General features: G+C 40.9%; 22 protein-coding genes. 6 read left to right on the top strand and 16 right to left on the bottom strand.

Going from position 1 to position 23672, the window contains the following annotated elements; all coding sequences use genetic code 11:
• Positions 1-23: 23 nt before the first annotated feature.
• Positions 24-677 carry a GTP cyclohydrolase I FolE gene (gene folE, locus OCV24_RS18170; RefSeq protein ID WP_017058118.1) on the bottom strand — a complete coding sequence of 218 codons (654 nt, stop codon included), beginning with the start codon at positions 675-677 and terminating at the stop codon, positions 24-26.
• Between the two features lie 203 nt (positions 678-880).
• On the opposite strand from folE, the gene moeA reads away from it, so the two are divergent.
• The 5 genes from moeA to OCV24_RS18145 all read left to right on the top strand — a co-directional run bounded on the left by moeA (position 881) and on the right by OCV24_RS18145 (position 7118).
• The gene (moeA, locus tag OCV24_RS18165) at positions 881-2116 is read left to right on the top strand and encodes a molybdopterin molybdotransferase MoeA (RefSeq protein ID WP_150877319.1); all 1236 of its coding nucleotides are present in this window, start codon (positions 881-883) and stop codon (positions 2114-2116) included.
• A 12-nt stretch (positions 2117-2128) separates the two neighbouring features.
• Positions 2129-2905 (top strand): molybdopterin-synthase adenylyltransferase MoeB, encoded by a 777-nt coding sequence (gene moeB, locus OCV24_RS18160; RefSeq protein WP_146442493.1) that lies wholly within the window; start codon positions 2129-2131, stop codon positions 2903-2905.
• A gap of 296 nt (positions 2906-3201) precedes the next feature.
• Positions 3202-3516 (top strand): hypothetical protein, encoded by a 315-nt coding sequence (locus OCV24_RS18155; RefSeq protein WP_029627234.1) that lies wholly within the window; start codon positions 3202-3204, stop codon positions 3514-3516.
• Positions 3517-3602: 86 nt separating this feature from the next.
• On the top strand, positions 3603-4451 hold the full coding sequence (locus OCV24_RS18150) for a sulfurtransferase (RefSeq protein WP_017058115.1): 849 nt from the start codon (positions 3603-3605) through the stop codon (positions 4449-4451).
• Positions 4452-4838: 387 nt separating this feature from the next.
• Complete coding sequence (locus tag OCV24_RS18145; RefSeq protein ID WP_150877321.1) at positions 4839-7118, top strand: putative bifunctional diguanylate cyclase/phosphodiesterase; 2280 nt, start codon at positions 4839-4841, stop codon at positions 7116-7118.
• Positions 7119-7260: 142 nt separating this feature from the next.
• Here the strand turns inward: OCV24_RS18145 and OCV24_RS18140 are convergent, their stop codons facing one another.
• From OCV24_RS18140 to OCV24_RS18080, 13 genes are read right to left on the bottom strand one after another with little or no spacing between them, the layout of a single operon-like run.
• Complete coding sequence (locus OCV24_RS18140; protein WP_150877323.1) at positions 7261-7827, bottom strand: OmpA family protein; 567 nt, start codon at positions 7825-7827, stop codon at positions 7261-7263.
• A 1-nt stretch (position 7828) separates the two neighbouring features.
• Complete coding sequence (locus OCV24_RS18135) at positions 7829-9145, bottom strand: VWA domain-containing protein (protein ID WP_150877325.1); 1317 nt, start codon at positions 9143-9145, stop codon at positions 7829-7831.
• A gap of 1 nt (position 9146) precedes the next feature.
• Positions 9147-9731, bottom strand: a complete 585-nt coding sequence (gene tadF / locus OCV24_RS18130; protein WP_150877327.1) for a tight adherence pilus pseudopilin TadF — start codon at positions 9729-9731, stop codon at positions 9147-9149.
• Entirely contained in the window at positions 9721-10257 is a 537-nt protein-coding gene (locus OCV24_RS18125) for a TadE/TadG family type IV pilus assembly protein (protein ID WP_150877329.1), read from the bottom strand. The genes tadF and OCV24_RS18125 overlap by 11 nt, the downstream gene beginning before the upstream one ends.
• Positions 10254-11384 carry a tetratricopeptide repeat protein gene (locus tag OCV24_RS18120; protein ID WP_150877331.1) on the bottom strand — a complete coding sequence of 377 codons (1131 nt, stop codon included), beginning with the start codon at positions 11382-11384 and terminating at the stop codon, positions 10254-10256. Before OCV24_RS18120 ends, OCV24_RS18125 begins: the two co-directional genes overlap by 4 nt.
• The gene (locus OCV24_RS18115) at positions 11381-12247 is read right to left on the bottom strand and encodes a type II secretion system F family protein (protein WP_150877333.1); all 867 of its coding nucleotides are present in this window, start codon (positions 12245-12247) and stop codon (positions 11381-11383) included. The genes OCV24_RS18120 and OCV24_RS18115 overlap by 4 nt, the downstream gene beginning before the upstream one ends.
• Positions 12247-13161, bottom strand: coding sequence for a type II secretion system F family protein (locus tag OCV24_RS18110; protein ID WP_150877335.1), 915 nt, complete (start codon positions 13159-13161; stop codon positions 12247-12249). Before OCV24_RS18110 ends, OCV24_RS18115 begins: the two co-directional genes overlap by 1 nt.
• Positions 13158-14423, bottom strand: coding sequence for a CpaF family protein (locus OCV24_RS18105; RefSeq protein ID WP_122081094.1), 1266 nt, complete (start codon positions 14421-14423; stop codon positions 13158-13160). Before OCV24_RS18105 ends, OCV24_RS18110 begins: the two co-directional genes overlap by 4 nt.
• Positions 14420-15613, bottom strand: a complete 1194-nt coding sequence (locus tag OCV24_RS18100) for an AAA family ATPase (RefSeq protein WP_150877337.1) — start codon at positions 15611-15613, stop codon at positions 14420-14422. Before OCV24_RS18100 ends, OCV24_RS18105 begins: the two co-directional genes overlap by 4 nt.
• Positions 15614-15615: 2 nt before the next feature.
• The gene (locus OCV24_RS18095; protein WP_150877339.1) at positions 15616-16077 is read right to left on the bottom strand and encodes an ATPase; all 462 of its coding nucleotides are present in this window, start codon (positions 16075-16077) and stop codon (positions 15616-15618) included.
• The gene (locus OCV24_RS18090; protein ID WP_150877341.1) at positions 16077-17402 is read right to left on the bottom strand and encodes a type II and III secretion system protein family protein; all 1326 of its coding nucleotides are present in this window, start codon (positions 17400-17402) and stop codon (positions 16077-16079) included. Before OCV24_RS18090 ends, OCV24_RS18095 begins: the two co-directional genes overlap by 1 nt.
• Before the next feature lies 1 nt (position 17403).
• Complete coding sequence (locus OCV24_RS18085; protein WP_150877343.1) at positions 17404-18180, bottom strand: CpaB family protein; 777 nt, start codon at positions 18178-18180, stop codon at positions 17404-17406.
• A 54-nt stretch (positions 18181-18234) separates the two neighbouring features.
• Complete coding sequence (locus OCV24_RS18080) at positions 18235-18447, bottom strand: Flp family type IVb pilin (protein ID WP_061032339.1); 213 nt, start codon at positions 18445-18447, stop codon at positions 18235-18237.
• Between the two features lie 208 nt (positions 18448-18655).
• On the opposite strand from OCV24_RS18080, the gene OCV24_RS18075 reads away from it, so the two are divergent.
• On the top strand, positions 18656-19114 hold the full coding sequence (locus OCV24_RS18075) for an A24 family peptidase (RefSeq protein WP_150877345.1): 459 nt from the start codon (positions 18656-18658) through the stop codon (positions 19112-19114).
• On the opposite strand, the gene OCV24_RS18070 is transcribed toward OCV24_RS18075, so the two are convergent.
• Positions 19115-19999 (bottom strand): LysR family transcriptional regulator, encoded by an 885-nt coding sequence (locus tag OCV24_RS18070; protein ID WP_150877347.1) that lies wholly within the window; start codon positions 19997-19999, stop codon positions 19115-19117.
• A gap of 545 nt (positions 20000-20544) precedes the next feature.
• Complete coding sequence (locus OCV24_RS18065; RefSeq protein ID WP_150877349.1) at positions 20545-23562, bottom strand: M6 family metalloprotease domain-containing protein; 3018 nt, start codon at positions 23560-23562, stop codon at positions 20545-20547.
• Between the last annotated feature and the right edge of the window lie 110 nt (positions 23563-23672).

Below are 23672 nucleotides of genomic sequence, written 5' to 3'. Positions count from 1 at the left end.
TTAAAATCTTTTTAAACGACGTATTAACGCAGGCCGTGTAAGAATTCGTGGCGCGTTGCTGGGTTTGATCTAAAAATACCACCCAGTGCAGTTGTTGTCGTTTCGCTGGTTGCATCCATCACACCACGAGACTTCACACAGTAGTGAACCGCATCCATAGTGACAGCAACATCATCAGTTTCTAATAGCGTTTGCAGTGCAACAAGGACCTGCTGCGTCATGCGCTCTTGAACTTGGGGGCGTTGTGCAAAAAACCGGACGATTCGATTGATTTTTGAAAGACCAATGATTTTACCTTGAGGAATGTACGCCACCGCCGTCTTACCATCAATAGTAACCAAGTGGTGCTCACAAGTACTGGTCACAGTAATGTCCTTCACCCGTACCATTTCACGAACACCCATCTTATTTTCAATGACGGTAATCTTAGGAAAGTTGGCGTAATCCAAACCAGAGAAAATTTCATCCACATACATCTTAGCAATACGCTGTGGCGTTTCTTCTAGGCTATCGTCCGTAAGATCAAGTTCAAGGAGAGTTAGAATCTCACGCATATGGTGTTCGATTCGTTCCTTTTTCTCTTCTCGGCTAATCTGGTTAGGACTCATTGGTGTCTCTAACCCACGGCTTGCTAGCGCATCTTTAACTAACTTCGCTGATTCGCTAAGACCTGACATTGAACTTCCTCTTTCTATTACCCCGTCTGGATGGCAAACAAGGATACTCGTAATTTTGAATAAATACACCCATATTTTAAGGGAGGTCATTATTTACGGGGCGTAAACTATGCTAAGGTGGCTGCAATTTCGTTGGCGAGTTTTCATAAACTCAATAGACCCAACCACCAAGTCAAAATAATAACGATTAAAGGATTTCAATTATGGGCTGTTGCGACGCTCCGGGCTTAATGCCAATTGAAGAAGCACTAGATAAGCTGCTGTCACCAATCAAACCAATCCAAATGACTCTGTCTCTTCCTCTCGCTGAAGCACTAGGTTATGTACTTGCTGAAGATATACTATCCCCTATTTTCGTACCTCCTTTTGATAATTCAGCAATGGATGGTTACGCGCTGCGTATTGCCGATTTAGAACACAACAAAACTCTACCTTTAACGGGAAAATCGTTTGCCGGCCAACCGTTTGAAGGCGAATGGCCAAGCAACACCTGTATTCGCATTATGACAGGCGCAAAAATCCCTGAAGGTTGTGATGCTGTCATCATGCAAGAAAATACGGTCGAGACAGACGCTGGAGTTGAGATCCGTCAAGACGACATCAAACTAAATAACAATATTCGCCCGACGGGTGACGACATCAAACGAGGCGACATCGTTCTTAGCCGCGGTGAACGCTTAACGCCTCGTGACATTCCAATGATTGCTTCATTGGGTGTAAGCCACGTGACAGTGTTACATAAACCTAAAGTCGCTTTCTTCTCTACTGGCGATGAGCTAAAGCCATTAGGGCAACCGCTTGAAGATGGTCAGATCTACGACAGCAACCGCTACGGTATTAAACCGCTCATCGAAGCGTTTGGTTGTGAAGCCATCGACCTCGGCGTCATCCCTGATTGCCCTAAAACACTGAAAGAAACATTTGAGAAAGCTCAAGAGTTGGCAGACGTTGTCGTGACTTCTGGTGGCGTAAGTGTGGGGGAAGCGGATTACACCAAAGACATCCTAGAAGAGCTTGGTCAAATCGGCTTTTGGAAATTGGCAATCAAGCCGGGGAAACCATTCGCATTCGGTGAACTCGATAACGCATGGTTCTGCGGCCTACCGGGTAATCCTGTCTCGGCAATGGTGACTATGTACGTGTTAGTACAACCTATGCTCGCGAAACTTGCAGGTCATACTGCGTGGGCAGGTCCGAAATCTATTCCTGCTATCACGAAATCTGCATTCAAAAAAGGCCCTGGCCGCACGGATTACCAGCGTGGTATTTACTCAATTGAAAACGGTCAATTTGTGGTAGAGACAACAGGCAACCAAAGCTCTGGCGCTTTCCGCTCTATGAGCTTAGCAAACTGCTTTGTGGTGCTTGAACGAGAACGTGGCCGTGTAGAAGTAGGCGAAACGGTTCAGATTCAACTGTTTAACTCGACGCTTTACTAACGAGGCTTATTGATGGAAATACTGTCTGATGCAGAGATGCTTCGCTACAACCGCCAAATCATTCTAAAACAGTTTGATTTTGAAGGCCAAGAAGCGCTGAAACAGAGCTCAATCCTAGTATTAGGCGCAGGAGGCTTAGGTTGTGCGTCCTCTCAATACCTTGCGACTGCAGGCATTGGTAAGCTAACTCTTATCGACGATGATGTTGTTGAACTTTCTAACTTACAACGACAAGTACTTCATACCGATGCCGACATTGGCAGGAAAAAGGTCGATTCAGCCGCAGAATCACTGCAGGTATTGAACCCTCACCTAACGGTTGAGACCGTTGATCATCGACTGAATGACGAAGCGCTTGCGAAGTTAATTGAAGCGCACTCCTTAGTTCTTGATGCCTGTGACAACGTTGAAACACGCAACCAACTTAACCGCTTATGCTACGCCTCAAAAACACCATTAGTATCTGGCGCTGCTATTCGTATGGAAGGTCAGATTAGCGTGTTCACTTATCAAGATGAAAACGCACCGTGCTACCAATGTTTAAGCGCCCTATTTGGCAACGCAGCGCTAAGCTGTGTCGAAGCCGGAGTATTGGCTCCTATCCTTGGAATGGTTGGTGCTGCACAAGCTTTAGAAGCCATCAAAGTTATTGCTCAATTTGGACAACCCAAACAAGGCAAGCTATTGATTCTCGATGCTATGTCACACAGTTGGAGGGAAATGAATTTAATGAAGATGCCTAATTGCTCGGTTTGTGGAAAAGCCGACAAACCTTCATCCATCATCTAAATACGTAGGTTTTAATTGCTAGGTTTTCATTGCTAAGTATTGCTCACAAGGCCTTGACCCCATAGTCAGGGCTTTTTTACACGCCCAATGCAGCTTTCTATACAGCACGAGACAACGGGACACTAAAACCAGGCTACTAATTCATAACGGGTTCTGTATAAATTTAAAGTAAGTCGAAATATTCACTTTGTGTGTTATTCAAATAAGAGGCCGAATGTTTTTTTCTGCTTGGCTTCATTCACTTTACCAGTAATCTCACTTACTCTTTTACAGATAACCTTCAAAGACTTACTCTCATGAAACAGTTAAAAACAGGGATATTTATCTTAATGTGTGGTGTGGGCTTATTATTGACTCTCGCCTATTTCCCTCTGACCCCAGAGACAGGACAGCGCATTCACGCAAAAGTGATTTCGAACACCCTTACTCAATCGCTAGATGGGCATAGACGTTACCTCACCGTCCAGACAGAAGATAATCAAGTATTTCGCGTTTCCATTGCACCAACTACAGACTGCCCTATTGATTCTGTGGTCGCACTTGATACATTAAACAATCAAATAACCGGACAAAGCAGTTATCAGTTCATCCACTGTCGAACTGCACATTAATCGATATAACGACACTCATCGATGTCACTACAATAATCGATATAGCTTCACAAATAGCTATAACAACAAAAATGGACATAAGAAGAATGAATCAGCCACTCATTTCACCGGAACAACTGCAACAACGTTTACTAGCAGAAGACAACATCGTCACCCTAGATGCCAGTATCGAATTTCAGATCCCAAGCGAGTCGGAAAAGATTAAAGGACAAATGATTCCTGGCGCGATTCGTTTCGATTACGACAAAGACTTTTGTAATAAGCACACCCTACTTCCTCACATGTTCCCGTCCGAAAAACACTTCAACGCACGCGCACAAGAAATTGGTATCAACCAAAACAGTACGATTGTGGTTTACGATAACTCTGGAACCTTTGCTTCCCCTCGCGCATGGTGGATGTTTATGGCAATGGGACACAAAAGCGTTTACATCTTAGATGGTGGTTTACCTGCATGGATAGAAGCCGGCTACCCAACGGACACCGACTACAAAACAGAGGTACAACCGGGCAACTTTGAAGGCAACATTCAAGACAACTACTTTGTAAATGCTCAACAAATCCAACGTTTTTCCGATAACAAGAGCGCAAACATTATCGATGCACGTTCACAAGCTCGTTTCGATTCAGAAGTACCGGAACCACGTAAAGGCTTACGCAGCGGCCATATTCCCAACTCGATTTGTCTGCCATTCGCACAAGTATTAAGTGCAGGTAAATTGAAACCTCAAGAAGATCTAGTTGACGTCTTTTCAGCGTTAAATTTAACGCCCTCTCAGCCTATGTTCTTTAGCTGCGGGTCGGGTGTAACGGCTTGTATCATTCTATTAGCCGCTAAACTCGCTGGGTATTCAGGTGAAATGGGCGTTTATGATGGGTCGTGGACGGAATGGGGCGCCAACGAACAACTCCCTATTGCGATTACAAATCAGTAATTCAACTTCGTTTATTGCTACTACCATTAGAATACAGTACGCGACTGCAAAGAGTTTACTCAAAATGGCGATTTGAAGTCCCATGGAATAAATTCTTTGCGACGTGATTAGCGCTTACCGTAATGTAAAACCAAAAAATTATGAGCACTATTGCATAACAAGCGACATTGTTGACTAACATAAACTGTGATCGATCATAGGTTAATAGTGATCACTACTCTGAACGCTAATATTTTTCTCAAGAATATCAGCTCGTAGTCGTTATACTATTCAGTTATCGATACTTTAATTGTTGGTGTTTGTATCCTTGATTACATGCATCACCCTAAAAAACCAGTATATTGTCCCTTTCACCTGTTAAAAACAGTAACAAACAAAAGGCATGCCATGGCTCTATTTAAGAAAAATATCTGGTCGCTGTACGCTCTGATCGTATTGTGTACTCTGATACTTTTCACTGGGTTGGGTGTAACTAAGTGGCAATCAAACAAAGATGATTTCATCGAGCAGCAACATATTCAAGTTGAACTTTTTTCTGGCTCAGTTAGCTCTCTCTTAACAAGCCAAGAAGCTTTATTGGAAGTCGTTGGGCATCAGCTTGCCCAGCAGTCAGACTTTACTCGAACAGCTGCAATTCAAATCCGTCCACTTTTAGACAAATTACTTGATACCCACCCTGCTGTCGCAGCATTTGGGCTGCTCAACGCTCAGGGCGACTATATTTCTATCAGCTCTAACCTTCAGCTATCAGATCAAAAAAATCTACTCCAAGACCCGCACACGAGACATTCATTTTTAGAGACAATGGCGAGTGACAAGATGGTTTTGGGACGGACTTACTTTCAAGAGTCTTTAAACAGCCTAGTTATCCCGTTAAGAAAATCAATTTCAATCGATGGCAAGAATGTTGATGCTGTCATGAGTGCTGGTTTACGCTTAGACAGCACGATTGTGTTCGAAAACAATGCACACGCAGGCAGCTACAACACGCTAACTTTGCTGAGATCCGACAACTATCGTCAGTTTTTTTCTAGCGATATAGAATCTCTCGACGCTTATTCGAAGCCCGTTGATGATGATGTTATGAAACGAATCATTGAAAGCTTTTTAGAACAAATTCCTTTCAGTATCGAAGAAGCCAAAGCCAACAAAAAGACGTACTCTTTCAGCATAAACGATGACACATACCACTCACTAGTCAGCGCTAAATACATCCCAGATTACAAACTATGGGTAATCGGTCGCACAGATCTTTCTCATATCAATAATATCTTTGTAGAAGAGTTTGGCATTATCTTCGGTGCCTTTATTTTACTTCAGATCGGTTTCTACGTCCTAGTTAAGTCAATCGCAAAGAACGAGCAACGTACCCGGAGTCAACTGATTTACCAAGCCAATCACGACCCATTGACCTCCCTACCCAACCGTTTATACATGCGAAGAAATATTGGCAAATGGCTTGAACAAGAGTCAGAGCAATTCTCACTATTGTTTATCGATATAGATAACTTTAAATGTGTCAATGATACACATGGCCATGACTATGGCGATAAGGTACTCAAACAGATCGCTTTGCGTTTAATGAGGTTCCGCTCTCGGCTAAGTCTATTGGTTCGGGAATCCAGTGATGAATTTTTATTCCTAACACCACTAACAAATGATACCGAAATTAAACGACTAGCAGAACGCATCATAGAAGTACTGTCCCAACCTTACGATGTTGATGATTCTCAATTTTTATTGGGGTGCAGTATTGGTATCGCGATATTCCCAGAACACGGAAAAGACTTAGATAGTTTGCTTCGCTCAGCTGACATCTCAATGTATAAGGCGAAACAGCATCAAAACTCGTACAGTCTTTTCACGGAGGAGATGCAAGAAGCCCACCTTTACAAAATGAAGGTAGAACAAAGGCTACGCATTGCTATAGAGAAACAAACTCTATTCATGGTTTTTCAACCGCTGGTCCGTGCCGATGATAGCATTCATGGTGTAGAAGCACTCGTACGCTGGATTGATGACGAACTAGGTTTTATTCCACCCGATGTATTTATACCGATAGCTGAAAGCACTGGTTTAATGCAAAAGCTAGGCACTTTCATCATCGAGTCTAGCGTTATGCAAATCGCTCATTTACGTCAGACAACCGAGCAAAAAATAGGGTTATCGATCAACATATCTGTCCGTCAATTTTCACATAAATCTTTCTCTAATCATTTGCTTACCGTACTCAAAAAATATCAGTTTCCAGCAAGCTGCCTAACACTAGAGATCACCGAAAGCCTGTTCATTGAAGATGTAACTTTGGTGAAGCCAATTTTCGAGGCCCTCAAAGAAAATGATATTAAGATCTCTCTGGATGACTTCGGTACTGGCTATTCTTCATTGAGTATGTTGAAGGTACTCCCTATCGATGAACTAAAGATAGATAAGAGCTTCATTGAAAACATTACTGTAGACCTGCAGTCGCTCACAATGGTACAAAACATCATTGCAATAGGTAAGAACTTTGGGATGGTGGTATTGGCGGAGGGCGTAGAAACGAATGAACATTTCTCTATCCTCAAATCATGTGGCTGTGACTTGATGCAGGGTTATTACTTCTCTCGTCCTGTTCCATATGATGAATTATGCAATTATCTATCTTCAACTCAACCATTGAAATAGAAAGCAATAAGATCAATACGTCAGACATCAATCTCATAACTAACCGCACAAAAGGGGAGCCTAAATTTGCTCCCTTTTCTTTATACGCCACTTAACATCGCGGTCCAAAAAATAAAAATACAGACAACGACAACAAAGCCCATTACGACTTAACTGTAATTACAACTCGTCGATTACAACCTGTTGCCTTGTTGTCTGCGACCTTACAAATTGGGGCATTTTCTCCGTACGCATACTCCACGATACGGCTTCCTTGATGAAGATCTTTCTTCAAGTAACTAGCCACTTGTCCTGCACGGCGAGATGATAGTGCTTTGTTGTAGCTTTTACTGCCCAAGCTATCTGCGTGACCTTCTATATAAATCTTAGACTTATCACCCACCAAGCTAAGGTACTGCCCTAGTACTTGTTTATGGCTTTCATCCAATAGGTACACATTGGTTGGATAATTAAGCACCAGAGATTGCGTCGCTTTGTCATAGAAACACACATCATCTTGAACTGTGATTTGAATGACTTCACTTTCTCTATTTATAACCTCATTTTGAGGTTTCTCATCAAGCTCTATCAGCTTTCCAGTCACTTGTGTCGTAACAGTATGAGAAGACACCAACGTTTTCGAAGTGACGTATTCGCCGACATTGCCCAAGCAGTTTGCATAGCCCAATGGAGACATTAGCATCGTAGATAAAATCACTAGGTATCTCATGTTAATCCTTTAGTTTTCCGGTTTCTTCATTAATCAAATTCAAAATATACTTGTATACATCTTCGCCATCGTTAGCGTGATAGATGTTCTTCTTGCCAAAGCAATCTCCAAAGCCATCACTTGCTTGCACACGGTAGTTAATACCAATAACACCCATTGTAACTTTCGTTTTCTCGGCCTCAGTCGGAGCATTACTTTGGAAGCGATTTCGTTTGGCCGATATGGTTGAGCGCAGTTTTTTACAAAGCCCTTGATTCACTAACCTCTGCAAATAGCTACTGTCCCCATCACGTCCATCAGATAACACAATAAACACCTGCTCGGGGTTTAGATTCGTTGCTTTATTTGCCTCTTGTGCTGCTGCAATGATCCCGTTCCAAGAAGAGGTGCCTCCACCAGCTTTCAACTGTGCGCTCATCAACTGAGCTCGGAAGTTATCATAGTCTTCAGTCAGTGGAATATCATAAAACTTGTAGTAATCATCAAAATCATTGTTTCGCTTATAAAGTCTCTCTACGTCATATTGACTCATTCCATACGATGGTTCGATGATCTCATTATACAAGGTTGGTTTATCAAACATTCGTCTAACCGTTGTCGCTGGAGAGTTCCGAGCGTAGTCATAAGCATATTTCTTTCGCCATGAAGCACGATAACCATAAGCATTAAGTCTCACTATCTCATCAGATTGTTTAACATGAAGCGGGTTGTACCCGAGCAAAGCAACTCTGCTCTTTTCTTCCGTGTTGAATTTTTCTATGTCATCGACGACTCGTTTAATGGTTTCTTTCACGACATCTAACTTCATTTTTCCGTTCTTCCAGGGGTTACCCATAGAACCACTAAAGTCACCAATAAAATAGACATCAACAGGCTGAGGAAGATACTTTCGCGTAACTGCTCGCCCACTCACCGAAAACTCTGGCTTTAAGTTCATCTCTTCGTACGCGATCCAAGACGTATATTTGGCAGTCGCACTGACCACAAAGTCACTAAACGGAGCAAGTTCACCACTGGCTTGAACACAACCATCTTTGTACTCACAACGGCTTGTAAACACCGCGACATCAACATCGTCCGTATTATCAACAACGTATCTATCAACTAAATAGCGTGCATACTTTACGTTCTTTTCTTCGTCCTCTTTAGGGCTCGCAATAAGTGCTAAACTGGCAACCTCTGCGGCTTCCAATAATCTTGTATGCGCCAGCATCTGTTGAGACATTTGCATCGAAAATGCCATGAAAATAACCATCATAGGCAAAAGACCAACGAATAAAATACCTGCGACACCTCGGTTTTTCTTTATCGATTTCACCTTAAACCCTCGCAAATGAATAAGATGTACTCACAAGGCGAAAAACCTCTCCGTTAGCGATACCAATCAAATTAGTTGGGATTTCATAACAGAGAGAAACCTGATACATAGGTAACCTGCGGCCTCGTGATGTCAGAGGGAGTATTTCTATCGCTTTTTCTTTGGTTACATCACTCATGTCTGGAAAATCACATCCGTGTATGCTCCCTTTAGTCAGAGTCTTTTGAACCCTTCGGTAATTCACTTTACCTCCAGATAAAGCGGTTTCCTCAAGCCTTATCTCGTCGATACGCATCCCAAATTTGGTTTTATCAAAGTTTGGAATCATTCGTTTCATCGAAGCAGAAGCAATCACAAACGCGTTGTGTTCTGTTTTCCGACAATCGCCCGCACAAATATCCAAATTGGCATTAAACAATTGTTTTCGTTCAGCAAAGATTGTGGTCAATGAATAAGAAGCTCTGTCGAGTTGTCCTTTTTTATTGATGGCCAGCATATGGTTCACGACGACAACAAAGATCCCTGACGCAAAGACCAATACCATCGCCAATTCAACTGCAAATGCACCTTTTTGTTTAGCTTGCACAACCCGCTCCCTGACCAATTTTGAAAGAGCATCTTTCATATTCTTGAATAGTGATAATTTCCCGCTTGATAGCCATGTCTGGGAACCATATGGAGACAATCGGATCATAGGTGTATTCCAAAGCGTAAACAGCCAATGCCATGTCTTCCGGTTCATCTTTCTTATCTGGGCACTTATCAGCAGAAGCATAAGTATCCGTGCATTTCAGAAAGCCTTCGTAATCTCGAAAATAGTTAACATGGACGATCACACTCCCCTCTTTGACTACGTTGCTCCACAAAGAGCCGCCCGCTTTGTTCAACTCGTCTTTGATCATTTGGCCGTAGTTAATGGAGTTATTACTGCTCGAGTCACCCGCTTTTTTAGTTCGCATCACCGCTGTCGTTAGTGCGTGGTCAGTCATACTCATGGAGAAAGTCAGAATACAGATCTCAACCCATCCAAAGACAATAGCCAGAAAGATCGGAATCCCCATCGCGACTTCAACCGTTAATGACCCCTTTTGCTTACGTTTAAACGACCTCATAGACGGACATACCTTTTCTTGGTGTAATCAACGACAAATGCCCCTTTTATATCAATGCTACCTAAGAAAGCCTTAGCTTCGTCTAGGTCATTGAAATCACCGATGCAATAGCGCTTCCACAAGCCATGTGTATACGAATAGACAGAGCCGTAGTTAGTTTTTAGATAGTTCAGAAAGTCCGAAGGAATCGCCGTATACGTCGCTAAGACTTGCACTCGATAAATAGGTTTTGCATTGGGTTTCAACTTTCTTGGATCCAGAACAGAACCATCCACACTGTGTCTAGATGCTTGAAACTCTGCGGCCGTATCCAACTTACTGACTCGCGATGTCGGTGCTACAAAGCCCCCAGAATTAGCTTGAGCACTAACAAGCTGTTGTTCCATTTCTATCGTTGACTGTGTCATGGCCTTCTTCCCTTTGCTTTTAGATATTGACCTCATTAATGCAGATAACTGCTTATGAGCTTGCTCATCGCTATTCGAGTGTTTTAGAACTTCCAGAGCTATATCCGGTCGCTGAGATTTAACCGAAGATAGGATTAAGTTAGAACTCACTCTCTGGTCATTAGGATTTGAAAGATAGAGATCATATAAAATGTCCGTCGCACCTAAATAATCAGACTGCATTATTTTGACAACAGCGATATTGTTACCAGCCTCTCTATCGGAAGCACCTTGTTTTCGGCTTTCCTCAAAATGCTCAATTGCTTCTGCAAATCGTTTTTGCTGAGCCAGTATTTTTCCTGTTAGAAGTTGGTACTCATACTCTGCTCCACCTTCATCTCTATACTTGTCTAACTCTTCTAATGCGCGCTCGAAATTCTTTTTCTGATAGTAAATTCGAGCACTGGTTAGAATATAATCCGGTTCATCAAGATCGCTTGAGCTATAGGTATTCCTATATAACTCTGCCGATTTAATATCTTTAAGATCCAAATACAAATTAACAAGTTTGACTTTATATACAGGGTCAGATTGTATATTTGACTTATAAAACTCAATGAGCTTTTGTGAATCGCCCGATCCAATAAGCAATTGCTCTTTGGTATCAAGCTGACTGTTAACGGTTGTACAACCTGAAAGTAAAACCAAAACAATAATGGCTAATACAAATTTTCTTATCACATCAACATCCTTAAAATACCTGGGGCTGCGATGAGAACAACAATCGGAACCATGATAAAAGCGATCAAAGGAATAGACATTTTTGCCCCCATCTTTCCAATCCGTTCCTCTAGGTCCATCATATTAAGCTCTCGAATATCGGTCGCTAACGTTGCTAATACAGGGCCAACAGATGAGCCAAACTGTAAGCTCTGCACCATAGTCATGACAAAACTTTGAGATTCGCTAGTTGGTACAAGCTCGTAAAATTCTTCTAATGCCTTTTCCAATCCGACCAAGCGAGAGCGTTCAACCGTGACTCTGACAACATGGGCAAGATTACTGTCTACCGAGTGGAGCTCCTTTGCCAGGTACTCCAAACTAGACTCGATTGTCATACCGGTATGAACACACACATTCATAAGGTCGAGTAAAAAAGGCAACCTTGAACTGATGTGCTTAATATTGGCTTTACCGCGAGCTGACACATAGGAATCCGGTGCAATGATAAACGCCAATAAAGCCCCTAGTAGATATAACAGAGCGAAAATCACCTCGGTTTCTCCGTTATAAAAGTCAAAACCGATTAATACTAAGCAAACACCAAAAGGAATTATTTTTAATAGATAATAGGCATCTGCAAGGAAATCACTGTAAAAGCCTGCTGCGACTAACTTTCGTTTTGTTTCGTATTTATTGAAACTAATCCGAGACAAAACAACCTTGAATAGATCCGTTCTTTTTTTCTCTTCGCGTGTTGAACCAATTATTTTACGAGTTTCTATATTTGCTCTCGTATTATCCCAAATACGTAAGCAATAGGTTGCTAGAACCATCGATATAATAAATATCACACCCCAAACTAAAACCGTTTCAAATCCCATTAATTTACACCTCGCAGAATCAGCCAAATGCAAAAGAAGCCTAACAACTCACTTACTAGAACGTAATAAAAAATGGGTTGCCCCGCTTCTTCAAACATCACGAAGCTGTAGTTTTCAGGACTTGTAAACTTCAAAATGATCAAAAAAATTACGGGTAAACAAGCGATAATTTTGGCAGATGCACGAGCTTCTGAGGTCAGCGCATTTTTCTTTTTCTCAACCGCCCTAGAATCGAACATAAGGCGGTTAATTTTGTTGATCACATCTTTGAGCTGACCACCTCGAGCTAAGTTGATTCTTATCGTGGAGGCAAAGAAAAAGTACTCTAAGTAAGGGAATGTATTGCTACTACGCTCAAGAACATCATCAGGGTCTTCGCCAATCAGCAAACGCTCAGCCATGAACTTAAACTCCTCGCCCACTTCATTATCAAGTTGCTTACCTACATACTCGAACGCATGAATGATACTTTGACCTGAAGATATCGCTCCACTCAAGATATTCAACGCATCTGGAAAGTTAGTTTTAAAACGGTCCATCTGCCGTTGCTTTAGCTTATTGTAAAAAACGAAGAACAAAATAGGCTCAACAATAATCAGGCAAACTAGGTAATCCTGACGCAAGAAAAACTCATTGATGGCATAAACCGCTGAAGCAGATACACTAACAAATAGAATCAGTTTTAAAGACATGTTGGGCTGGAAGACCTTGATTGTCTTCTTGTAACTTTTCCTAAGCCTGGCCTTATAGCTTTCTTCAAACTGTTGTGAGTCGATAACTGACCGAACCCCTTTTACCCCTTCAAATTCAGCCTCCATTTCAATCAAACTACTCAATTTCTTGTCTTGGCGAGAGCGATTGATAAGAAAGTAGAGTAACAAAGCACTCCATGACGCAATCAGTATTAAGATCATGTAAATATCTCCCTTACCGCTTGCTCTAAGCCAAAGAACTTTGCGCGTTCATAGATTACAGAACGAGTGGATAAGCCCGGAGTTCGGAACTCGCCTTCCATTTTCCCATCTTTGAAATTTGAAGTAGCTTCGTAACGAAAAATATCCTCCATCACCACGCTATCCCCTTCCATACCAATAATTTCAGAGATATACATCACCTTACGGCTGCCATCATGGAGACGCTTTACCTGAACGATAAGGTCGACTGCGCTGACGATAGTTCTACGTATCGCAGATATTGGCAGGCTGGCGGTAGCCATCATCACCATACTCTCTGTACGAGCAATAGCATCTCTCGGTGTATTGGCGTGTAATGTTGACATCGAGCCATCGTGACCAGTGTTCATTGCTTGAAGCATCTCAAAGGCTTCTCCACCACGACACTCACCCACAATGATTCTGTCAGGACGCATACGAAGGGCGTTAATCACAAGATCTCGAGCGGTGATTTCTCCTGTCCCTTCTACGCTTGCTTGTCGCGTTTCCAGCCTTACGATGTGAGGCTTTTGAAGCTGTAGCTCAGCGGCATCCTCAATAGTAACAATACGTTCCGTTTCACCAATAAACCCAGACAGCGCATTGAGTAGCGTTGTTTTGCCTGAACCCGTACCACCAGAGATCAATATGTTGCATTTACAGTGGCTCGCAATGGACAAAAGCTTAGCCATCTCAACAGACATAGCACCAAACTCTGCGAGGTTCTCAAGCTTAATTTTCTGCTCTTTGAACTTACGAATAGAGATAGAAGTACCATCGATTGCAAGTGGAGGTATCACGATGTTGACACGACTGCCGTCCATCAAGCGAGCATCACAAAGCGGCTTAGATTCATCGATACGACGACCTACATTTGAAGCGATTCGCTTAGCAATAGTGTTAAGCTGTTTCTCGTTAACAAATTGAATCGGAGACTGTTCAACTTTGCCATTGATTTCAATGAAGATATCAGAAGGTCCGTTGATCATGATGTCCGATATGTCATCGTTATCGACCAAAGCTTGCAGCGGACCAAGACCTTTCAACTCATCGAGTAATGCTTTAACTAGGTCAACGCGCTTAAGAGAACTGACTTGCAATTGCTTTTTGTCGATCAATATATTGACTGAATCTTTAAGCTGTTCTTCTAGCTCTTGATTACTGATTTCAACAAGCGTCGCGGCGTCCAAAGCATCGAAGATTTCATCTCGAAGCTGGATGTAAATTTCTTTTAATTGATTCATTTTCTAAACAAACTGAAACGTGATTTGGTTTTAATTTTCTTGCCTGTTAACGTGGCAACCATACTCAGAACGGCAGTCGAGGACTTAGATTTAAGCAGCTCATTGATACCCTGCTGCACCACTATTTTTTCAAGTGACGGTTCGTACATAAAATCAATGCTATCTTTAGCTTTAATCCTCTCTTTCGCACTCGCGAGCGTCACCATGAAGTCTTTCGCTGGTCTATTCAGGTTGAAAATAACCTGGTGTTCCGACTTACCGATCTTCTTCTTCAACGAGTTGTATGAACGCAAGGAAGAGACCGAAGGTTCGCAAACAATAAAGATGCGATGATACTTATCAGATAACTCCTGATCGTGCATCTCCTCGTAGCAAGACAGCGGCGCTGAATCGATAATAAAGTTATACTGATCAATAAGTTGACTCGAAAGGTTGTACAACGTAGAGGCGTGATCAGAAAGACAGGCAACATTCTTCTCTAGAACCAAATAATCAAGTTTCTCTTTAACGCCATGCACATAGGTTTTCGCTATCGCACTGTCGATATCGATCTGATTTAAATCAATACTATTGTGCTTAGCTTTCAAGCCTTTTACACCAATATATATGTCGCTGTTTAGCGCTCCTGAATCATGATCCACCAAGAGTGTCTTTAGATTTGCTTGCTCTGCTAAAGAATGTGCTAAAACAGAACTTACGCAAGATACTCCAATGCCGCCTTTGGTTCCTAACACTAATATACGTTTAGCTACTCGCGTTTTTTTAACGGTGCTTTCACCTTCTTGTGTCGCTTTTAATGCCGCGAGTAACGCATCAAGTTCAGAGTCCCACAAGACATAAGTAGCACCCAGAGAATGGACTTGGTTACGCAGTTTTATAGAGTCGACATCGCAGAGAACAAGCAAAGATATGTCCACATCTAAGCGAATCGAAATCTCGGACACTTGCTCAATAACGTTGGATGCGCTGCGAAGATCAAGTACAACATGATTGAGCTTAATGTTTGACTGATTCCAAACACCATCTAAATCAATATCAGTCACTTCAAGTGGTTTAGGAAAGCCTTCAATCGCGTATAGATCATTAATCGATTCAGTTAAGGCGCTATCGTCTGAAACAATGAGATCGGTAGCCTCAACTGTCGACTTCATTTTCGAAGACGAATTACGAAACAAGATATCCAAGTCCATTGCTATTTCGCCTTCTTAATTGGATTGACCAAGCTAATATTACGATTGTGTTCGACACTACAGCCAAATTGATAATCCTCCCTTTTAGAGAACACCATCACGCCACAGTCACTGCTTTTAATTCGGACATATCGACCTATGATTAGGATGTTTTTTTCTTGGTCATGATCGGCAAGCTCGACTTTATATCTGTCTTTCGAGATGGACTCTGACTTAAATCGATCGCTTAACTTCGCGACAAACTCACTCGCATTAGGCTTATATCTAACCAAAAACGTCGCCTTCGGCTCTCTTACGTTGAGATCTCGAATAAAAGCCACAGAACGAGGCATCGAATCTTCATCAGTCGTCATGTCAAATTCAAAGCGTTCCTCTAGTTGTTCAATAACACTAGAGTTCGTACTATCCAGATGAGTACACGCAGAAGTGAATAAAGCTATTAAAGTAATAACGATCCATCTCATTAATTGAACCCTCCTTGGTTAATTGTATCTTCCAACTCAGGCTCATCGAGATCTGAGAGGTCTATTCTTAGCAATCGTTCGAGATCACTGGTACGTCTAAAGCTTGGTAACTTAACTTGTTCTTGCTCTACAGGATCAACGAGATTGACAGTCGCAACAATGATCAGCTCTGTTTTAGAGCGGTTCGTGGAAGTGTGGCTAAATAGAGCCCCAAGAATTGGGATATCCCCCAGAATTGGTATCTTGGTTAACGACTCTCGCTCTTCTGACGTCAATAGCCCTGCCAAGACAAAGCTTTGACCGTCTTTTAAATGAACCGTCGTTTGAGCTCGTCGAGTGCGCAAAGAAGGCACAGAAATTAGACCTGTCGTAGTTTTGTTCGATTCATCAATAGAACTGACTTCAGGGATCAAGGTTAAGCGGATATTTTCCGTGTCAGTAACCTTAGCAACCATAGCTAATTTGACGCCGTACTCTTTATAAGAAATAGTAATACCGTCTTCGTCTCGCACCGCAATTGGGATCTCACCACCCGCGAGAAAACTGGCTTGTTCGCCCGAAATAACAGATAGGTTTGGTTCTGCCAATACGCGACCAATTTTGTCATCACCACTTGCGGAGATAACAGAAACGATATCTTGAGCCGTAAAATCAAGGAGCTTATTAACAAAAGTACCCGGCTCACCACTATCACTATAGGTAACACCTAGCTCAGTAAGAAAAGAACTCGAGACTTCAGCAACCGTCAGCTTAACGTTAATTTGTTCAGTGGTGAGAACTTTTAAGTTATTAATTACCTGGTCGTAATTGTACTTTGCCGTGTACTCTAGCTCGTCTACAGCTTCACCGTCTGCATCCTTTAATTCATAAGCTGCACGGCGACGATCTTTCTTCAGCATTTCCCCGACAAGTCGATTAATCTTTTGTTTGATCTCTTCGCTACCAACTATACCGTCTAAGACCACTTGATCACCGACATTGGAAACCACAACGCTTTCATCAGGGAATCGAGCAATGAGCGTTTGCTTCAGCAACCTTAAACTTTGGTTAACCACCAATTCAGCATTGTAAATTTCGTTTCCACCTCGATCATAAACAATCACTGAAGTAGTGCCCTGGCCAACACCGTAAACCACAACCTTATTTTCATCGATAATTTTGTAATCAGCTATTTGTTGATTCGCAACAAATACTGTTGATATCTGTCGCTTCAAATTAATCGTTTTCGCAGCGCCTTGATCCAAGTTCATTAATTCTGATGCGAGTAATGGGCATGAAAGAATCCCGCACAATAGCAAGGCTATATTTTTGTTCTTTAAAGTCATGTTATTCCTTACCACGTAATTCTCTAACACCGAACTGAGTTTCTAAAAGGTCACTGCTGCGAATAGATAAATAGCGATTCTCGATTTCTGATGGAATGATATTCACATCACCGATTTTTTGAGCCATTTCGAGTTTCAAAACACTGCGCATATTTAATGCAATAACTAAACTGTATTTTTTATCTTCGGCATCTTCAGAGTCAGTTTCTTCACTGCCTTTTATTACATGCAGCACGCGAGCTCCACTAATAATCACTCGGCTAACGAGATCACCGATATCACCATATCCATTCTCAACGAGGTTTGATTTTGAAGAAGTTGTGGAAACGAAGCTCACTTTGTCACCAGGGGTAAGCGTTGCGGTTTGTACCACTCCAATACCGGTTACTTCATAAAAATAAGGTAATTCACCGTCATTTAGTGACAAATACATATAATCGCGGTCTCCAGGGTTGGAGATCATATCTTGTGTTAAGTATGTGCCTTCGGCGATGTCTTCTTTAAATAGAGCGCCAGGTTCAACAATAAGATCGTCTTCTAACGTATAGTAGGAACCATCTAAGTCAGATATATGGACAAATTTCTTGTCATAGAAATTAGGTGTTAACGGTTGGGAACGTTTAATCGCTTTCTGAGTGACTAAAACACTGGCCTTAGGTTCTTCTTTTTGCTGTACTTCCTGCGGTTCTTCATCTACTAAAATATAGTTAACATTGATATAAATCAATGTAGAGAAAATAGAAACAGCAATAAGAAGGAGAATGATAATTCTGTTCATATTAAGCCTAAAATAGGGGCCTAAGCCCCTTAATATATGATTTTTAGTGGCTAATTATTTGCCTGTAGTAGCAGTGGTCAAGTTGGTTGTCACCTTAGTTAACGCACCAGTGATAGCATTTTTAAGTGCATCGGTTTGAAACGCGGCAAGTACTAGAGCTGACATTACAACCGCAATAATTGCATACTCCACGGCAGTAACTCCGCGAATATCATCTTCGAACTTCATTTTTAGTTCAGCTAGTTTTGCTAGAGTTTTGTAATACATAATAATCCTATAAAAAGTATATTGACCATTGGTCTAATTGAAATTGCGAGTAAAATTTACCCTATAAAAAAATACACATCCAATTAATAATTATTATGATCGCATAACATAAAATTATCTCAACAATATAAGATATTTTTATGTCGACATAATAATTATAAATCCAAATTATGTTGATATTGCTAATGTTTGCCTATAATCTATATTTATGAATATAGATTTATTAACTTACTCCACCTTAATTTTTGTAAACTTTTTAATAGCAATTTACGTATGTTTTTCTGATGGAACAAATAGAAAAATACCAAATAACCTCAATAAAATAGCTTTAGCATTTAGTTTGCTCGTCGCGTTACATAACGATTACTTGATGTCATCGTTACCCATAGCGGTTCTCTGCTTCGTGGTATTTTTTATACTTTGGTATCTAAGAGTGATAGGCGCAGGAGATGTGAAGTTACTTTGTTCCTTAATCATTGGTATACAACCCGAATTAGTTACAGCAACATTGATTCTTATTGGTTTTCTTGGAGGATTTTTGGCTTTCACGATGTACATAGTTGGAAAGATAAGGGGGTTACCTATCTTTGCAAAAGGCATACCTTACGGAATACCTATTGCTTTAAGCTGTTTCTTTTTTAGTACAGTATCCATACTATCGAACTAGTCACATAATATTATGCTCTAATACAGGCGTAGAGATATCACTAATTTGAAACAACTGCTTAATTTTATCTTTCATTCCTAATTCCTCTAACTCCTGTGAAACCTCATTACTACACCAGACATACATATTCACTTTTTGACGTAATGGTATAACCTTACAATTAATATTGCACACTGACCACTCAGGGAAAATTAGAATAGTTCCGTTCGTTTCCAGTTCATTTTTTAGAAACTGGCACGAGCTCGTTTTAACCCAACTCGCTACATGAGTTGAATCAATGTTATAATCATTAAGTATCTCTTGTACATAAGACTTGGGAAGCGAACTACAGAAAACGACTCTTTGTGGATAACACTCGTGTGGGTCAAGTGTATTCGAAAGCGCGATAACATAATTCACGGTCTTTAATTGATAGGATTTTCCATTCTCTTGTGAAATTCTACCCATCGTGAATATTAAATCGTAGCGAGACGAGTCCAATAAAGAAGACTTAGTAAAACTGTTTATGGATAAATCTATATTGTTCAACATTCTAAATTCATTAATCACACGTTCAACCATATCGAAGCAAAATGATTCGGAAATCGCTATATTGAATTGATCTCGTAACTCCACCTTTTCCAAATCTTCAAACAATCTTTCGTACATGGACATTGTTTGGTCTGCGTAATCGAGCAATACTTTCCCGTGCTTAGTAAGTAAAAACCCTTTTTTTCTATCAAAAATACTCGCCCCGATTGTATTTTCGATCTTTTTAATATGTTGAGATACCGCAGGCTGTGTCATAAATAAAGACTCAGCAGCCACAGTAAAACTTTTGTGCTTAGCAACGTGTGAAAATGTTCTTAAATATTTGACGTCGATAGACCTGTTGACGTTTTTCATGGTGCAAACTACCCCGATGTTGCGTTCTTTTATTAATTGTTCTTATTAAAAATCAGCGTAAAAGTAACAATAGTGTCATACAGATACAAAAAAACATTATTTATATACCCATAAATAATGTTTATATGTACCTATACAAATAAATATATTTATCGCGACCACAACTAATTCACAAATCCTTATGTGCGTTTACAAACATCATCTTTCGTGTGTCATTCACGTACCAAGTTCCTTACACAACACCTTCTCCGGATAAATGATAGTCAACACAATTATAACCAAAACCTATGCACTCACCACCTTTTGTTTACCGAAAATCGTTGAAATTTATGTAAATATTCATCATTTATAAGGCTAAAGCTCAAAAGTCATTCAACAGAACGGCTGTCCATTTTTGTGATCAATGTTGCACTAAAATGAAACTAAACACCTATTAATGTAACTCTAGAATCAGAAATGCGACAGATCATTCCAATCTTTGAGTTGGCTTATGTGTGGGCAAATAAAAAAGAGCTATAAATATAGCTCTTCCATTTCACTTCATTCTATCGTTTCTGGCGTAACCGAAGGAGCAAAAACAATATAAAAATAAGAGGTAGTGAGGAACTGCCTCCTGACGAGCCACTTTCAGTTAATGGTACCGATGATTCATTCGAAACATTCGGTAAAACTTCGATATCAAATGAGCCTATCCACTCACCGCCATCAGCAGATAAAACCCTATATTTAATACTGTCATATAAGGCCAACTTACGTGGAGAAGGTGCATTATAAATAACCTTATTATCGACAATTCTTGCAATACCGTTACGCGGAGAGTCCAAAATAATTAATGTGTCGACTTCTCCGTTAATATTAGGAATCAGATCGATTTCATCGCCATATTGTACTTGTAGCGATTTAGTGCCCAATAATGATACTTGCTTTTTTCGCACATCTATCACTACAGACTGCTTTGCGTAACCTCCTAACGAATCTTGCACTAGAACAGCAAACTTGTATTGCTCTCCTTCTACAGCATCACTAGGGATTGTGACTTTGATGGATTTAGATTGTGAATCACTCAACGGCAACCTCGGACCTTGAACTTGAGACCAAGTGATTTGATGCTCCGAAGAATCGACATCAATAATATTAGTTACTGTGAATATTACGGCTTCACCAGACTCAGACTTTGCGTCTAGCCGATCTAGAGTAAACTTCGGGGCATCATTCACTGGATTAATATCAACTTCGACATGAGCAAAGTCCGTCTTGTCCCCAAGTCGACCTACCAAACGGTATGTAAAACTGTCAGGACCAAACTGGTCAGACAGCGGAAAGTAAGTTCCATCTTTTATCACCCCTTTAGTCGGCTTCTTCCCTAGTTCTACAACATAATTATTAGGCTTCGGTAGATTGATATCATTCGCCAACAGATTGAGCATAAAAGGGATGTCTTCATCGGTCGATATCTTATCGTCAACAACAATAGGTTTGTCTTGTGTCGGCAGTTCAAAAAGTACTGCAAAAGGGAAATTCTGACCAAACCCACGGCTCAAACCTCGAGTTTTGTAATCAGACATGGTCCCCGAAAACTGTCTTTTTCTTTGTCCGTCTCCTAAATACGCATCTAAAAACTGTGTTGAGTATTCAGGAGTACCATTTTCAATCTCTAAGACAATTAACTTAGGGCCTAAACCAAGCTTAATTTTCTCGTCAAAAATGATTTGTCCGCCACCTTGCTGAGCAACGCCTCGGTGTAACAATCGAGCGGCGTTCTCGTCAATAACTGCATTGCCGAATCTTGACTGATATGGGTATTCCACCAAACGATAAAACATAGGCATCGCTATGCTAGTTGCTTTCGCGTAAAAATGAATCCCTGCTATGTCTTGTTGGCCGTTAACCACATCAATAGAAAAACCTAAAACATTACTATCCACGTTGTAACGTGGGTAAGTTCTTCCGAATGAGGTTACCCAAGACGATTTATTGTTTGAATTAGGTACCAATAAAGAAAAACTAGCTTTGGTAGCATCGCTGACAATATTGGTTATCGATATATTCGTCTTTCTTCCTGCAGTAATCGTCGTTAAGGAAGGTTCAGAGTCATCTGAGAGATTGGTGACCGATTCTTTACCCGGGAAGACATCACCATCATCCCCAGACGAAAATCCACTCTCAAGCGATCCCTGCCCATCAGCTTGGAATACCTGCACTTGCATTGGGCCGGAGCTGTTGAATTGGTTATCAATATTCACTGCCGTTATTAACAAGCCTTCGCCACGAAGCGCTTGGTCGTAGTTATTTTTACGTCTATTTTCAATGTAAGCACGAGGCCCAAATTGCTTGAGGTAAGGATCGAGGTGAATAACGCTTTCGCCCTTTATCGTGTCGATTTCGATACTACCGTTATTGGAGAGTACTTTCGGCTTTAAAAATCCGGATGCCTCTTTACTCCACGCCAACATATTAACGGGTGTTTCTCCAGCATACTGATCACTCGGTTTACTCCCCCAACTTCCACCTCCCATTAGACCCCAATGCCCAATTGAACCATTATGCTTGTAAGAATATAAATCTGGCAGGCCTAACATCAGATGTCCAAGCTCGTGTGCAATAACCCCCATAGTCGACTGATGATCATCTTGATAATCTGCGAAGAGGCAGTACGCGCTAATGCGCTTCCCGTCTATCTCGACAGTTCTGTGGGCAAATTTATGCGGCCAAATCGTAGGAGTTTTGCGTGTACCACTTGATTTGTCATTACCCGCAAAGACGAACATGACGGACAGTTCTTGCGGGTCAATACTACCGTCATTATTGTAGTCGTATTGAGAAAGGTTAAAGTCAACGTCTAGTGCTTCATAAGCCTTTGTGAACACATTATTGAGTTTACTTTGGCAATTACTTTCAGACTTAGAATGACAGTTAGGATGATCTATACCCAGAGTGACATCAATAACACCATCATTTTTTGTTCCTTGGTTTTCTTTGGCCGGAACAACTTTATAATTCCCATAACTATTTTTAAGAAAGTAATCTTGAACACTTTGTTGGCTCTCACCAAATATCGTCGACTGAAAATCATTTTCTATCTGTTCGTCTAAGAAACTGACTTGTACAACCAATAAGGCCTGCTCGGTGATCTTTTTATTTGAAGTGCTGTATATGGATGATCGTTGACTTTGTCTTGGAGTAAATCTTTTATGGTTTGCAGCCGGCGAATCGAAAGATTCATTGATGTGTATTGGATCGATTTTCAAATTTTTGATGTTTGATTCAATGGGTATCTCAGCATCACTCGAAGCCAGTACACCCGTTGAAATAACCCTGCCTACCCCATTATCACTTACTACATATTTCGCAAAATACCATTGATTATCTGGGTCCTGAACATAAAGGTGTCCATCATGGTCTTGATACCAAAACATATGTTGTGACCCCATCAAGCGCAGCTCTTTCGTACTGCCATCAATAAAGGTCATCATATGCCAAGTAGGCGCTGGTAAAGTAGTCGCTTGTACAGAACAAACGGCAATGACTACCGTAATAAGTGTACAAATTAATTTAATCCTCATTATAAAAGTCTCGTTAGTCGAATTATCTTTAAAATAGATGATTCGTTATTAAATGAAACGTGACTTTATCAATGGGCCATTATATTAACCAATTAAATTTCTGACTAAAC

This window comes from Vibrio kanaloae, from assembly GCF_024347535.1.
Taxonomy (GTDB): Bacteria; Pseudomonadota; Gammaproteobacteria; order Enterobacterales; family Vibrionaceae; genus Vibrio; species Vibrio kanaloae.
The sequence above is the reverse complement of the archived record's forward strand: the minus strand, read 5'-3'. Positions and strand labels throughout refer to the sequence as shown.

Excerpts from the sequence above, each read along its gene's own strand:
- folE (WP_017058118.1), bottom strand. The coding sequence starts at position 677 with ATGTCAGGTCTTAGCGAATCAGCGAAGTTAGTTAAAGATGCGCTAGCA.
- moeA (WP_150877319.1), top strand. The coding sequence starts at position 881 with ATGGGCTGTTGCGACGCTCCGGGCTTAATGCCAATTGAAGAAGCACTA.
- moeB (WP_146442493.1), top strand. The coding sequence starts at position 2,129 with ATGGAAATACTGTCTGATGCAGAGATGCTTCGCTACAACCGCCAAATC.
- OCV24_RS18155 (WP_029627234.1), top strand. The coding sequence starts at position 3,202 with ATGAAACAGTTAAAAACAGGGATATTTATCTTAATGTGTGGTGTGGGC.
- OCV24_RS18150 (WP_017058115.1), top strand. The coding sequence starts at position 3,603 with ATGAATCAGCCACTCATTTCACCGGAACAACTGCAACAACGTTTACTA.
- OCV24_RS18145 (WP_150877321.1), top strand. The coding sequence starts at position 4,839 with ATGGCTCTATTTAAGAAAAATATCTGGTCGCTGTACGCTCTGATCGTA.
- OCV24_RS18140 (WP_150877323.1), bottom strand. The coding sequence starts at position 7,827 with ATGAGATACCTAGTGATTTTATCTACGATGCTAATGTCTCCATTGGGC.
- OCV24_RS18125 (WP_150877329.1), bottom strand. The coding sequence starts at position 10,257 with ATGAGGTCGTTTAAACGTAAGCAAAAGGGGTCATTAACGGTTGAAGTC.
- OCV24_RS18115 (WP_150877333.1), bottom strand. The coding sequence starts at position 12,247 with ATGGGATTTGAAACGGTTTTAGTTTGGGGTGTGATATTTATTATATCG.
- OCV24_RS18110 (WP_150877335.1), bottom strand. The coding sequence starts at position 13,161 with ATGATCTTAATACTGATTGCGTCATGGAGTGCTTTGTTACTCTACTTT.
- OCV24_RS18105 (WP_122081094.1), bottom strand. The coding sequence starts at position 14,423 with ATGAATCAATTAAAAGAAATTTACATCCAGCTTCGAGATGAAATCTTC.
- OCV24_RS18100 (WP_150877337.1), bottom strand. The coding sequence starts at position 15,613 with ATGGACTTGGATATCTTGTTTCGTAATTCGTCTTCGAAAATGAAGTCG.
- OCV24_RS18095 (WP_150877339.1), bottom strand. The coding sequence starts at position 16,077 with ATGAGATGGATCGTTATTACTTTAATAGCTTTATTCACTTCTGCGTGT.
- OCV24_RS18090 (WP_150877341.1), bottom strand. The coding sequence starts at position 17,402 with ATGACTTTAAAGAACAAAAATATAGCCTTGCTATTGTGCGGGATTCTT.
- OCV24_RS18085 (WP_150877343.1), bottom strand. The coding sequence starts at position 18,180 with ATGAACAGAATTATCATTCTCCTTCTTATTGCTGTTTCTATTTTCTCT.
- OCV24_RS18080 (WP_061032339.1), bottom strand. The coding sequence starts at position 18,447 with ATGTATTACAAAACTCTAGCAAAACTAGCTGAACTAAAAATGAAGTTC.
- OCV24_RS18075 (WP_150877345.1), top strand. The coding sequence starts at position 18,656 with ATGAATATAGATTTATTAACTTACTCCACCTTAATTTTTGTAAACTTT.
- OCV24_RS18070 (WP_150877347.1), bottom strand. The coding sequence starts at position 19,999 with ATGAAAAACGTCAACAGGTCTATCGACGTCAAATATTTAAGAACATTT.
- OCV24_RS18065 (WP_150877349.1), bottom strand. The coding sequence starts at position 23,562 with ATGAGGATTAAATTAATTTGTACACTTATTACGGTAGTCATTGCCGTT.